Genomic DNA, 13,136 nt, shown 5'->3' with positions numbered 1-13,136 from the left:
GTACCCTTTCCGCATGCGCATCCTCGTCGTCGACAACTACGACAGCTTCGTCTTCAACCTCGTGCAGTACCTGGGGCAGCTCGGTACCCGGGCCGAGGTGTGGCGCAACGACGACGAGCGACTCACCGGCCCCGGCGCCGCGGACCGGATCGCGGCCGAGTTCGACGGGATCCTCCTCAGCCCCGGTCCGGGCACCCCGCAGCGGGCCGGCGCCAGCATGGACCTCGTGCGTGCCTGCGCCGACGCGAGCACACCGCTGCTCGGCGTCTGCCTGGGCCATCAGGCGATCGGTGCCGCCTTCGGCGCGACCGTCGACCGTGCCCCGGAGCTGCTGCACGGCAAGACCAGCTCGGTGTGGCACGACGGCACCGGTGTGCTGGCCGGCCTGCCGGATCCGTTCACCGCGACGCGCTACCACTCGCTCACGGTGCTACCGCAGACGATGCCCGACGAGCTCGTGCCGACCGGGTACACCGAGAGCGGCATCGTCATGGCCCTGCGGCATCGCGAGCTGCCGATCCATGGCGTCCAGTTCCACCCCGAGTCGGTCCTCACCCAGGGCGGTCACCGGATGCTGGCGAACTGGCTGGCCGTGTGCGGCGAGGCGCCGGACGAGCAGCTGGTGGCCCGGCTGGAGGCGGAGATGGCGAAGGCGCTCGCGGGCGGCGCCGCCTGAGCCGTCCGCTTCGCGGACCGACATCCGGAGCGCAGCTCAGCGGATACCCAGCACGCCCACACCCACGGTGATGGTCTCCGACTTGGAGATCTCCGACCCCGGGGGCTGCTGCTGGGCGATGACCTTGCCCACGAGCTCCGGGTCGAGGGTGGCCTCACGGTTCTGCACGAGCTGCGCCGGCGAACCCGTCCAGCCGGCCGCCCGCAGCGCCGTCAGCGCCTCGGACACCGTCCTGTTCGTCAACGCCGGCATCTCGATGCGATTCCCGTTGGACACCTGGATGGTGACCGTGTCGCCCTTCGTCGCGCTGGTTCCGCCTGCCGGGCTGCTCGACACGACCGTCCCGGCCGGCTGGCTCGAGTCGATCTCGTCGACCACGACGGTGAAGCCCGCGGCCTCGATGTTGTCGCGAGCCACCTCGGTGGCCTGACCCACGACGTTGGGCACGCGGATCTGCTCGGGACCGCTGCCGAGCGTCACGCTCACCGCGCTGTCGCGGTCGGCGTCCGCTCCCGCGGCGGGACTCTGGTCGACGACCGTGTCGCGTTCGGCCGCCGACGACGGCGCCCGCGCCACATTCGGATCGAGCCGCAGCCCGGCCTCGGCCAGTGTCTGCAGCGCCTCCTGCTGGTTCATGCCCGCGAGCCGCGGGATCTGCACCTGTTCGGGCCCGCTCGAGACCTCGAGCGTGACGGTGCTGCCCTCCTCGGCCTGGACCCCGGCGACCGGCCGGGTGTTGACGACGTTGCCGCTGGCGACCACCGCGTCGGGCTTCATCTGCACCGACACCTCGAACCCGGCATCCTGCAGCCTGCTCTCCGCGATCTCCGCGGCGAGGTTGCGCACGTCGGGGACGGGGATCTGCGCGGCGCTCGAGCCGGGGCCCGAGGTCCACAGGAACACGCCGACGATGCCGACGATCACGACCGCGGCCAGGCCCAGCAGCGTGTTGCGCAGTGCCCGGGAACGCTGCGGCGCGGCCGCAGTCCCACCCGCGACGACTCCGGCGGCCCCGCGGTCCGCGCCGTTGCGCGGTGTCCCGGCGCCGTCGACGGCCCCGAGGATGGTGGTGCGGTCCTCGTCGGTCATCACCATCGGCGCGCTGGGCTTCTGGCCGCTGAGCACGCGGATCAGGTCGCTGCGCATCTCGGCGGCGCTCTGGTAGCGGTTGGCGGGGTTCTTCGCCATCGCCTTGAGGATCACCGAGTTCAGCTCCGGCGGGACGGCGGAGTTCACCGACGACGGCAGCGGCGGATCCTCACGGACATGCTGGTACGCGACGGCCACCGGGGAGTCGCCCTGGAACGGCGGCTTGCCGGTGAGGATCTCGAACAGCACACAGCCCACCGAGTACACGTCGGAGCGGGCGTCGACCTGCTCGCCGCGGGCCTGCTCCGGCGACAGGTACTGGGCGGTGCCGATCACCGCGGCCGTCTGCGTCATCGGGCTCGCGGCGTCCGAGATGGCCCGGGCGATGCCGAAGTCCATCACCTTGACCGCGCCGGAACGGGTGATCATGACGTTCGCGGGCTTGACGTCGCGGTGGACGATCATGTTGCGGTGGCTGAAGTCCAGGGCGGCGCACACGTCGGCCACGACCTCCATGGCCCGCTTCGGGGTCATCGGCCCCTGGGAGCGCACGATGTCGCGCAGCGTATCGCCCTCGACGTACTCCATGACGATGTACGGCAGCGGGCCGGCCTCGGTCTCCGCCTCGCCGGTGTCGTACACGGCGACGATCGCCGGGTGGTTCAGCGCGGCCGCGTTCTGGGCTTCGCGGCGGAACCGGAGATAGAACGTGGGGTCGCGGGCGAGGTCGGCGCGCAGCACCTTGATCGCCACGTCGCGGTCGAGCCGCAGATCCCGGGCCAGGTGCACCTCCGACATGCCACCGAAGCCGAGGATCTCACCCAACTCGTAGCGGGAAGAGAGCTTGCGGGGTGTGGTCATGACTGTCCTCGGGTGACTGGCTCGATCGGGGTGAACGGGTTGTCTATGGCTCCGGGTTCGAGACCACCGTCGCCGTCCTCCGGCAACGAGACCGTGGTGGTGGTCGTCTCGGCCGTCGTGGTGGTGGCGGCAGTGGTCGTCGTGGCCGTCGTCGTGGTCGGCGCCGTGGTGGTCGTCGGCGCCTCCGTCGTGGTCGGCGGCGGAGTGGTCGTCGTCGGCTCGGGGGTCGTGGTGGGCGCCTGCGTCGTGGTGGGAGGAGCCGTGGTGGTCGGTTCCTCCGTCGCGGTGGTGGTCCGCGGCGGCCGCGTGGTCGTCGTGGCGCGGGTGGTGGTCGCCGGGGCCTGCGTGGTCGTCGTGGACCGCGCGGGGCCCGCGTCACCCGAATTGTCGCCGCCCAGCAGCACCAGCGCCAACGCGACGAGCGCCAGGGCCACCGCCGCCCCGGCCGCCCAGGCGAGGGTCTTCGGGCTGGGGGAGCGCTTGTCGCCGGACGGGGTGGGTCCGGTGGGCGGCCGGTCGCCGCCGTTCGCGTACGTCGGGGCGTAGTACGGCCGCGACGGCGGAGGCGGGGTCGGACCGAGCGCGCGGGTCGCGGCGGTGGGCGCGGTGGTGCCCGGCACCCCGGGCGGCAGGATCCGCGTGGCACCGGTGACCGGCGGCACGTTGCCCGGCGGCGGCACCGGCCGGCCGGCGCGCACCGCGGAGACGGCGTCGGCGAACTCGCCGCCGCTGGTGTACCGGTACGCCGGATCCTTCGTCATGGCGATCTCGATGAGCTCACGCACCCCCGCCGGCAGGTCGGTGGGCAGCGGCGCGGGCGTCTCCTGCACGTGCTTCATCGCGACGGTGACGACGCTGTCGCCGAGGAACGGTCGCCGGCCGGCGAGGGCCTCGTACCCGACGACGCCGAGCGAATACACGTCGCTCGCCGACGTCGCCTCCTGGCCGAGAGCCTGCTCGGGCGCGATGTACTGAGCGGTGCCCATGACCATGCCGGTGCGCGTCACCGGCGACGCGTCGACGGCCTTGGCGATGCCGAAGTCGGTGATCTTCACCTGGCCGGTGGGGGTGATGAGGATGTTCCCGGGTTTGACGTCGCGGTGCACGACTCCGGCGTCGTGGGCAGCCTGCAGCGCCCGCCCGGTCTGCTCGAGCATGTCCAGGGTGTGCGGCAGCGACAGGCGGCCCACCCGGGCGAGGACGGCGTTGAGGGGCTCGCCGTGCACGAGTTCCATCACCAGGTACGCGATGGACTGGCCCTCGGCGTCGGTGGTCTCGCCGTAGTCGAACACGCCGGCGATGCCGGGGTGATTGAGCTGTGCGGTGGTGCGGGCCTCGAACCGGAAGCGGGTCAGGAAGTCGGCGTCGCCGGAGAGCTCGGCCTTGAGGACCTTCACCGCCACCCGGCGGTCGAGACGGGTGTCGAGCCCCTCCCACACCTGTCCCATGCCGCCGGTGGCGATGAGCCGTTGCAGCCGGTAACGGTCGGCGATCATGGCGCCGCTGTGCAAAGCCATAATCAGCCTCTCTGCATTCCCGCCGCGATCACGGCACGTCCGATCGGCGCGGCAACCGAGCCTCCCGTGGCGGCGAGTGCGCGGTCGCCACCGTCTTCCACGATGACCGCCACGGCAACTGTCGGCTGCTGGGCGGGCGCAAAGGCGATATACCACGTGTGCGGGGGAGTGTTACGGGGGTCGTCGCCGTGCTCGGCGGTACCGGTCTTCGACGCGATCTGGACCCCCGGGATCTTCCCCTCGCCGCCGGAGAAGTTCTCGGATCCGATCATCAGGTCGGTCAGGGTGGCCGCGACCTGCGGCGACATCGCCTGTCCCGCCGAGACCGGCGTGGTCTCCGCCAGCACCGACAGGTCCGGCGACTGCAACTGCGACACCAGATGCGGCTGCATCCGGACGCCGCCGTTGGCGACTGTGGCGGCAATCACGGCGCTCTGCAGCGGGGTGAGCGCGACGTCACGCTGACCGATGCTCGACTGGCCGAGCGCGGCGCCGTCGGGGATCGGCCCGATCGTGCTCGCCGCGACGGGGACGGGGATGTCCACGGACTCGCCGATGCCCAGCGCCTCGGCCTGTTCGGCGAGGGCGTCCTTGCCGGTCTTCAGGCCCATCTCGACGAAGGCGGTGTTGCAGGAGCGGGCGAAGGCCTCGCGCAGGGTGGCGGTGGGGCCGCCGCCGCACGTCGCGCCGCCGTAGTTCTCCAGCGTGGTCGCGGTGTCGGGGAGGGTGATGTTCGGCGCGGCGGTGAACTGGTCGTCGGGGGTGGTGCCCGCAGCGAGGGCCGCGGCGGTCACCACGACCTTGAACGTCGAGCCGGGCGGGTAGGTCTGCGAGATGGCGCGGTTGAGCATGGGCTTGTCGGGGTCGGCGTTGAGTTCCTCCCACGCCTGCGAGGTGGCGGCGCCGTCGTGACCCGAGAGCCGGTTGGGGTCGTAGCTCGGGGTGCTCACCATCGCCAGGATGCGGCCGGTGCTCGGTTCGATGGCCACGACCGAGCCGGTGTAGCCCTTGGAGGTGAGCTCGTCGTAGGCCACCTGCTGCATGACCGGGTCGACGGTGGTGACCACGTTCCCGCCGCGCGGGTCCCGCCCGGAGACCAGATCGAAGAAGCGCCGGCCGAACAGTCGGTTGTCGGAGCCGTTGAGGACCTCGTCCTCGGTGCGCTCGAGCCCGGTACTGCCGTACTGCATCGAGTAGAACCCGGTCACGGGTGCATAGGCGAGCGGGCTCATCGGCTGTTCGGGTGCGGCCGGGTACGTGCGCAGGTACTTGTAGCGGCTGTCGGTGGGGACCGACACCGCCAGGACCTGTCCGCTCGCGGAGATCTGGCCGCGCTGGCGTGAGTACTCGTCGATGAGCACCCGGGAGTTGCGCGGGTCGGTGCGCAGGTCGTCGGCCTTGATGACCTGCACGTAGGTGGCGTTTGCGAGCAGCGCGACGACCATGAACATCACCGCCATCGCGACCTTGCGGAGCGGTGCGTTCATCCGCGCCCCAGCATTTCCGTCGGCGCGTCCGCGATCGGTGGCGGTGCCTTCTTGCGTGGTGCGGCGGGTTCGCGGGCCGCGTTGGAGATCTTCACCAGCAGTGCCAGCAGGAGGTAGTTCGCCAGCAGCGACGAGCCGCCGTAGGACATGAACGGCGTGGTGAGACCGGTGAGGGGGATCAGCTTGGTGACGCCGCCGACGACGACGAACAGCTGGATCGCGATGGTGAACGACAGGCCGGCTGCCAGCAGCTTGCCGAAGCTGTCACGGACGGCGATCGCGGTGCGCAATCCCCGAATGATCAGGATCAGGAACAGGACGAGGATGGCGCTGAGGCCGATGAGCCCGAGTTCCTCACCGATCGCGGCGACGATGAAGTCGGTCTTGGCGAACGGCACCTGCGCGGGCCGTCCGCTGCCGAGCCCGGTGCCGGCGACGCCGCCGGTGGCGAGACCGAACAGCGACTGCGAGATCTGGTAGCCGGTGTTGTTGTAGTCGGCCAGCGGGTCGAGCCAGGTCTCCACCCGCACCCGCACGTGCCCGAACATCTGGTACGCGAAGTAGAAGCCGACGACGAGCAGGGCACCGCCGATGAGCAGCCAGCCCACCCGCTCGGTCGCGATGTACAGCATCACCAGCACCGTGCCGAACAGCAGCAGCGACGTGCCGAGGTCCTTCTCGAACACCATGACGCCGATCGAGAGGATCCACGCGGCCAGGATCGGGCCCAGGTCGCGGGCGCGGGGGAAGTCCATGCCGAGCACGTGTTTGCCGGCGGTGGTGAACAGGTCGCGCTTCGCCACCAGCACGGAGGCGAAGAAGATGATGAGCAGGATCTTGGCGAACTCGCCGGGCTGGATGCTGAACCCGGGCAGCCGGATCCAGATCTTGGCGCCGTTGACCTCGGAGAAGCGGGACGGCAGCAGGGCCGGGACGGCGAGGGCGACGAGGCCGATCAGGCCCAGCGTGTAGCTGAACCGGGCGAGGAGCCGGTAGTCGTGCAGCAGCGCGAGGACCGCGACGAAGCCGGCGATGGCGAGCGCCGTCCACAGCACCTGCTGGTTGGCGTCGGGGGAGGGGATCGGCTGACCGAGGTAGAGCGCGTTCTCCTCGTCGGCGAGGTCGAGCCGGTGGATCAGCACCAGTCCGAGGCCGTTGAGCAGCGCGACGATCGGGAGCAACAGCGGGTCGGCGTACGGCGCGAACCGGCGCACCGCCAGGTGCGCGGCGAGGAACAGCACCGCGTACGTCAGCCCGTACTTGGCCAGATCCAGGGTCACGGTCTGTTCCTGGCTCGCCTCGACCAGCATCAGCGACACCGTGGTGATCGCGATGGCGGCGACGATGAGCAGCAGCTCCGTGCCCCGCCGCGTGGACACGACGGGAGCCGGGGCGAAACCTCCGGGAGGACTGGGGAAGGAGGCTCCGGGTGCGTGGGACACCGACATCAGGCGCCCACCCGGCAGTTCTGGCCCGGCACCTGCGGAACCGCCGGCGTCGGCTCGGGCGTCGGGGTCGGTGCGGGGGCCGGTGCCGCGGCGGGTGCGGGCTCCGACGCGGGAGCTGCCGGCGGGGTCGTCGGGGCCGGTGCGGGCGCCGGTTCGGGCGCCGGAGCCGGAGCCGGTGCGGGCGCCGGCTGTTCCTCGACGCACACCGGGAGCAGGTCGTTCTCGGCGAGGCGGTTCATCTGGGTGCGCGCGTCGTCGAGGGATCCGGAGGGCAGGCCCGCCCGCACCTGCTCGCGGGCGGCCGGCTGCAGGTCGTCGACCAGCATGACGCGGCAGTCGGCCTCCTGCGGGGAGGTCAGGGTCAAGGTTCCGTCGTCGGCGAGACAGCCGACGAGGGACTGTTCCTGCAGCGAGTAGCCGAGGATGTTGCCGGGCACGCCGCGCAGCACCGTGACGCGGCCGTCCTCGTCGCCGACGTAGTAGTAGCTGCGGATCATCGTGCGGCCCACGGCGGCCCCGGCGACGAGCAGTCCGAGCACCACGATCGCGACGAGCGGGAACCACATCCGGCTGCGCTTGCGCTTGGGCTCGGGCTCGTTCTGCACGACGACGCGCTTGGGCGTGGCCCGCGGCGGACGCATCGCGGCGGCGCGGCCCGCGGCAGTGTTGGGCGGCGGGGTGTCCTCGTCGTCCCCGGACGCGGCGCCGGCGACGATCGGGTGGCTCTGGCCGTAGTCGAGGTCGATGACGTCGGCGACGACGACGGTGACATTGTCGGGGCCGCCGCTGCGCAGGGCGAGTTCGATGAGCCGGTCGGCGCACTCGTCCTGCGTGCCCTCGCTCAGGGTGTTGGCGATGGTCTCGTCGCTGACGACGTCGGACAGGCCGTCGGAGCAGATGAGGTAGCGGTCGCCGGCGCGCGCCTCGCGCACGGTGAGCGTCGGTTCGACCTCGCTGCCGGTGAGGGCGCGCATGATCAGCGACCGCTGCGGGTGGCTGTGCGCCTGCTCGGGCGTGATGCGGCCCTCGTCGACGAGGGACTGCACGAAGGTGTCGTCGCGGGTGATCTGGGTGAGCTGGCCGTCGCGCAGCAGGTAGGCGCGCGAATCGCCGATGTGGGCGAGGCCGAGCTTGCTGCCGGCGAAGAGGATGGCGGTGAGCGTGGTGCCCATGCCGTCGAGTTCGGGTTCCTCCTCGACCTGATCGGCGATGGCGGCGTTGCCCTCGCGCACGGCGGCGGCGAGCTTGCCGAGCAGGTCCCCGCCGGGTTCGTCGTCGTCGAGGTGGGCGAGCGCCGCGATCATCAGCTGCGAGGCGACCTCGCCGGCGGCGTGGCCACCCATTCCGTCGGCGAGGGCGAGCAGGCGGGCCCCCGCGTACACGGAATCTTCGTTGTTGGAACGAACCAAGCCGCGGTCGCTACGGGCGGCGTAACGCAGTACGAGGGTCACGGGCGCAGCTCGATCACGGTCTTCCCGACCCGGACAGGAGTGCCCAGGGGTACGCGGACGGCGGTGGTGACCTTGGCACGGTCCAGGTACGTGCCGTTGGTCGACCCCAGGTCCTCGACGTACCAGTCCGACCCACGCGGCGACAGGCGGGCGTGCCGGGTGGACGCGTAGTCGTCGGTGAGGACGAGGGTCGAGTCGTCGGCCCGGCCGATCAGGACCGGTTGGGTGCCGAGCGTGATGCGGGTGCCCGCGAGCGCGCCCTGGGTCACCACCAGGAACTTCGCGGACTTGCCGCGGCCCAGCGAAGGCAGCACCGACTGGTTGCGCGGCGAGTAACGCGGGACCGGACGCGCGGCACCGGCGTAGATGTCCGACCGCAGCGTGCGCAGGATCGCCCAGATGAACAACCACAGCAGGAGCAGGAACCCCGCCCGGGTCAGCTGCAGAATCAGCCCCTGCACGGCTCGCCCTCCTTCTGCGTATCGGCCCGGTGCGGTGTCGTCCGGTGCGCTGCGGTCACCCACAATACGGACCCCGGGCGACGAGACGCATCGTCCGGCGCGTTGCCGACGCGTCGGATGGGTCTCGTGCCGGTTCCGATCGGGTCTCGGTCCCCGGCGCTCAGAGAATGCGCACCAGGATCTCCGAGTGTCCCGCCCGGACCACGTCGCCGTCGGCGAGCTGCCAGTCCTGCACGGGCGCACCGTTGACGGTGGTGCCGTTGGTCGAACCGAGATCCGAGAGCATGGCCACCTGCCCGTCCCAGCGAATGTCGATGTGGCGCCGGGAGACACCGGTGTCCGGCAGCCGGAACTGGGCGTCCTGCCCGCGTCCGACGATGTTGCTGCCCTCCCGGAGCTGGTAGTAGCGCCCGCTGCCGTCCTCGAGCTGGAGCGTCGCGGTCAGCACCCGGCCGGCCTGCGGCGGCTGGTACGCGCCGGCGCCGTAGCCCTGATCCGCATAGCCCTGATCCGCGTAGCCCTGGTCTGGGTAGGCCTGCTGGCCGTAACCCTGATCCGCGTAGCCCTGGTCGGGGTAGCCCTGTCCGGCGTAGCCCTGCTGGCCGTAACCCTGGTCGGCGTAGCCCTGGTCGTAGCCGCCGGGCTGGCCGTACCCGCCCTGGTAGCGGTCGTCGCCGTAGGCCTGCTGCGACGGGTACTGCGGGGAGTAGTCGCGCCCGTAGTCCTGGCTGTACGCCTGTCCGGAGTGGCCGCCGTATCCCCGCTCCTCGCCGTAGCCCCGGTCCTCGTGGCCGCCGGCCCGGCCGTAGTCCTGCTGGTCGTAGCCGCCGGCGTCGTAACCGCCCTGCTGCTCGCCGCCGTAGGGCGCCTGCGCGGCGGGGTACGCCCCGCCGTTCCGCTGGCCCTGCTGGTAGCGCTGATCCTGGCCTACGTGCGCGTGACCGTTCCGCGCGTACTGCGGTTCGGCGCTCTCGGCGGGGTCACGGCTTGGGTCGTAGCCTGGATTCTGCGTCATCGAGCCAACTCCTGGGTCGGGGGTCACGGTTGAACGGTTGTGCGGTGTCCGCGAGGCCGGGGCGCGCACCGGTGAGCGCCCGACGTCGGGGTCGACCGACCCGTGCGTGCGGAACTGCCCGGTGTGCAGTGCCGCCGACGACTCGAATGCGACCTGGATCTGACCGTAGGTCTGCCACCCCTGCTCGCGGATGAAGTCCTCAAGGTGACGCGCGAACGCCTTCACCGTCAAGTCCCGATCCGCGGCGAGGGCTTCGTGATCGGATTCGCTGATCGTGATCACGTACCGGTTGGGAGCCAGCATGTGGCCCCGGTCGAGCTGCTGGACGCCGTCGGTGGCCTCGCGCTGGAGCGCGGCCTCCACTTCCTGCGGAACTACACCGCCACCGAAGACGCGCGCGAACACGTCGCTGACGGCAGCCTGCAGCTTGCGCTCGAATCGCTGCGCGATACCCACGGCGACCCCCTTTCCGGTCTGCGTGTCGCAATGCAGAGCTCGCTTCTGCATGGTATCGACTTTTCGTCCGATCCGGCCCGGTGGAGGGGGCGGCCCTGCCCCGGCGGGCCGGTGCAGCGCCGGCAAAGGACCTCTGTACAGGCGAATCGTTGTTCGGCGGGAGGGTGTGTTACTGTTCTCCAGTCGCTCGGGCGAGTGGCGGAATGGCAGACGCGCTGGCTTCAGGTGCCAGTGTCCTTCGGGACGTGGGGGTTCAAGTCCCCCTTCGCCCACCATCACCTCGGGCCCCCGATCCACACGGATCGGGGGCCCGAGTCGTTGTCCGGTCGCTCGGCGCGTCCGCTCACGAGCCGGACGCCGCGAAGCGCGTCCGCAGGTTCGCGATCATGCAGTGCAGCTCCCGCTGGGTCTCGCGCAGCCGCCGGGCCTCCGCCTCGTATCGCTGTGCGGCGGCGACGGAGCCGCTGCCGCGTTCGATCCGCGCGCAGGTCTCGGCGGTCGTGAGTGCCGCGGCGACGCTGTCGTTCTCGCGGTGGAGGATGCCGAGGAACACCTGGCCCTGATGGGCGTCGGCGACGGCGTGCTCGTCGGCGGCCGCCGCGAGGTCGACGAGGTTCGTCGCGCCCCCTCGCGCGGGCCGGGCGGTCGTGCGGGTTGCCATGCGGGTCGTGCTCATGGCGAGCAGTCTGGCACGTACCTGCGTCCTACATGCAGGATGCACGGACTGTTTTGCCCGACTCGGGACATTTTCCCAGATAGTTGAGTGTTCAATCAGTTTCTGCGTGACGGACATCTCCGTGTAACCGCATCCGGGGACGGTTCCCGGGGCTGAACAGGGCCAAACCTGATGTGACTCACTTCACGGAACTTTTGTTTCCGTACCCTAACCACCCCCTGTTACCCTTTCGATACCGCTGACCGCAGTTGATTTAATCGCTGCGGTCAGTTGTTATTTATGGGGTTGTTACGTTCGCGTGCTAGATGATCCGGCCGCTCTCAGATTCCTGTGGTGCCCCGCGGATACGCCGCCGCGACGTCCGTCAGCACGTTCACCAGATACGGCACCCCGGACGCGAAGGCCCGGTCCAGCGCCGGACCGAGCTCCCGCGGATCCGTCACCAGCTCACCGCCCGCCCCGAGCGCGGTCGCAACCAGGTCGTACCGCGTGCCCGGCGCCAGGTCGGCTGCCACGTCGTACCCGTACAGCAGCTGCATCGGTCCCTTCTCGAGCCCCCACGCCGAGTTGTTGCCCACCACGATCACCACGGGCAGCTCGTGCCGCACGAGGGTGTCGATGTCCATCAGCGACAGACCGGCAGCACCGTCGCCGAGCAGCAGCACCACCTGACTCGACGGCCGCGCCACCCGCGCCGCGACGGCCGCGCCGAGGCCGGCGCCGAGACATCCGTACGGCCCCGGATCGAGCCACTGCCCGGGCCGCTTCGGCTCGACGAACTTGCCCGCGAACGACACGAAGTCGCCGCCGTCGCCGATGACCACGGCGTCGTCGGCCAGCCGCGGCAGCAGTTCACCGTAGATCCGGGCCGGGTGGATCGGATCGGCCTCGGCGGCCAACAGGGCGGCGTCGCGCTCCGCGGCGGCTGTTGCTTCGTCGCGCAGTCCGGTCACCCAGACGTCCGTGTCCGGGCGCGAGGACAGCGCCGAGAGGATGCCGTCGAGGCACGCCGTGAGGTCGCCGGACACCGAGCCGGCGAGTTCGGCGTGTGCCGACACCTGACCGGGGGAGTCGGCCACGTGCACCACTCGGGCCGCGGGCGCGCCGTCGCGCCCACCGAACCGGCCGTAGCCGAGGCGGAAGTCCAGCGGCGTGCCCACGACGATCGCCAGGTCGCAGGCCCCCACCGCGGTGCCGCGGGCCTTGGTGACGAGCAGGGGATGCCCACCCGGGACCACCCCGCGGCCCATGCCGTTGGTGATCACCGGGATGCCGGCCTCGTCGACGAACCGCAGTGCCGCCTCCTCGGCGTGATCGGCCCACACGTCGGTGCCCAGCACCAGCAGCGGCCGCCGTGCCTCGGCGAGCAGGGCGGCGATCTCCGTCAGCGCCTCGGAGTCGGGCTCGAGCCGGACCGCAGCCGGCGGCGACGGACGCGGCAGGGTGGCGCGGCCGAACAGTTCGTCCATCGGCACGTCCACGAACGCCGGCCCCCGGTGCGACGTGCGGGCCGCCGTGAACGCCTCGTCGACCAGCGGGCCGATGCGCGCCACGGTCGCCGCCGTCTCGGACACCTTCGTGACGGTGGACAGCAGCGGCGGCTGGTCGAGTTCCTGCAGGCTGCCCGTGCCCCAGCGGGCGTTGGGTGCGCGGCCGCCGAGCACGACCAGCGGCGACCCCGCGAAGTACGCCTGGGTGACGGCACTGACGCCGTTCGTCACGCCCGGCCCGGCGGTGAGCACGGCCAGCCCGGGATGCCGCAGGAGCTTGCCGGTGGCCTCGGCGGCGAACACCGCGGTCTGCTCGTGGCGCACGTCGATGAGCCGCATGCGTGCTTCACCCTTGACCGCGGCGTCGTACAGCGGGAACACGTGCGCGCCGGAGAGGGTGAACATCGTCTCGACACCGTGGGCGCGGGCCACCGCCGCGGCGTGATCGCCGCCGTGCCCCTCGAGGTCCGGGCTCATGGCGCGAAGGGTACGGCCGCGTGCAGTGCCGT

The 13,136-nt window shown here is 71.2% G+C and carries 10 protein-coding genes and 1 tRNA gene; 2 read left to right on the top strand and 9 right to left on the bottom strand.

All coding sequences use genetic code 11. The features are described from left to right. The first annotated feature begins 13 nt into the window (after positions 1–13). Positions 14–676 carry an aminodeoxychorismate/anthranilate synthase component II gene (locus ACWPOB_RS13715; RefSeq protein ID WP_100058592.1) on the top strand — a complete coding sequence of 221 codons (663 nt, stop codon included), beginning with the start codon at positions 14–16 and terminating at the stop codon, positions 674–676. Positions 677–712: 36 nt separating this feature from the next. Here ACWPOB_RS13715 and pknB read toward each other — a convergent pair whose 3' ends face one another. The 7 genes from pknB to ACWPOB_RS13680 all read right to left on the bottom strand — a co-directional run bounded on the left by pknB (position 713) and on the right by ACWPOB_RS13680 (position 10,512). Next, positions 713–2,626, bottom strand: coding sequence for a Stk1 family PASTA domain-containing Ser/Thr kinase (gene pknB, locus ACWPOB_RS13710; RefSeq protein WP_100058593.1), 1,914 nt, complete (start codon positions 2,624–2,626; stop codon positions 713–715). Further along, the gene (locus ACWPOB_RS13705) at positions 2,623–4,143 is read right to left on the bottom strand and encodes a serine/threonine-protein kinase (protein ID WP_455401164.1); all 1,521 of its coding nucleotides are present in this window, start codon (positions 4,141–4,143) and stop codon (positions 2,623–2,625) included. The genes pknB and ACWPOB_RS13705 overlap by 4 nt, the downstream gene beginning before the upstream one ends. Before the next feature lie 2 nt (positions 4,144–4,145). Further along, on the bottom strand, positions 4,146–5,630 hold the full coding sequence (locus ACWPOB_RS13700; protein ID WP_100058523.1) for a peptidoglycan D,D-transpeptidase FtsI family protein: 1,485 nt from the start codon (positions 5,628–5,630) through the stop codon (positions 4,146–4,148). After that, a complete protein-coding gene (locus tag ACWPOB_RS13695; protein WP_455401163.1) occupies positions 5,627–7,078 on the bottom strand; it encodes an FtsW/RodA/SpoVE family cell cycle protein in 1,452 nt (483 codons plus the stop codon). The genes ACWPOB_RS13700 and ACWPOB_RS13695 overlap by 4 nt, the downstream gene beginning before the upstream one ends. Beyond that, positions 7,078–8,529, bottom strand: coding sequence for a PP2C family protein-serine/threonine phosphatase (locus ACWPOB_RS13690; RefSeq protein WP_455401162.1), 1,452 nt, complete (start codon positions 8,527–8,529; stop codon positions 7,078–7,080). Before ACWPOB_RS13690 ends, ACWPOB_RS13695 begins: the two co-directional genes overlap by 1 nt. Continuing rightward, positions 8,526–8,990, bottom strand: a complete 465-nt coding sequence (locus ACWPOB_RS13685; protein ID WP_006942182.1) for an FHA domain-containing protein FhaB/FipA — start codon at positions 8,988–8,990, stop codon at positions 8,526–8,528. Before ACWPOB_RS13685 ends, ACWPOB_RS13690 begins: the two co-directional genes overlap by 4 nt. Before the next feature lie 160 nt (positions 8,991–9,150). Beyond that, positions 9,151–10,512, bottom strand: a complete 1,362-nt coding sequence (locus tag ACWPOB_RS13680) for an FhaA domain-containing protein (protein WP_455401161.1) — start codon at positions 10,510–10,512, stop codon at positions 9,151–9,153. A gap of 138 nt (positions 10,513–10,650) precedes the next feature. On the opposite strand from ACWPOB_RS13680, the gene ACWPOB_RS13675 reads away from it, so the two are divergent. Then, positions 10,651–10,736 (top strand) — tRNA-Leu (locus ACWPOB_RS13675). Between the two features lie 68 nt (positions 10,737–10,804). On the opposite strand, the gene ACWPOB_RS13670 is transcribed toward ACWPOB_RS13675, so the two are convergent. Next, positions 10,805–11,137: a hypothetical protein gene (locus ACWPOB_RS13670; RefSeq protein ID WP_100057949.1), complete on the bottom strand. Its 333-nt coding sequence runs from the start codon at positions 11,135–11,137 to the stop codon at positions 10,805–10,807. A gap of 320 nt (positions 11,138–11,457) precedes the next feature. Further along, on the bottom strand, positions 11,458–13,104 hold the full coding sequence (locus tag ACWPOB_RS13665; RefSeq protein ID WP_100057948.1) for an acetolactate synthase: 1,647 nt from the start codon (positions 13,102–13,104) through the stop codon (positions 11,458–11,460). Positions 13,105–13,136 lie beyond the last annotated feature (32 nt).

This window comes from Rhodococcus sp. 2H158 (assembly GCF_053764755.1).
Note: the sequence above shows the minus strand (reverse complement) of the source record. Positions and strands in the feature narration are given on the sequence as shown.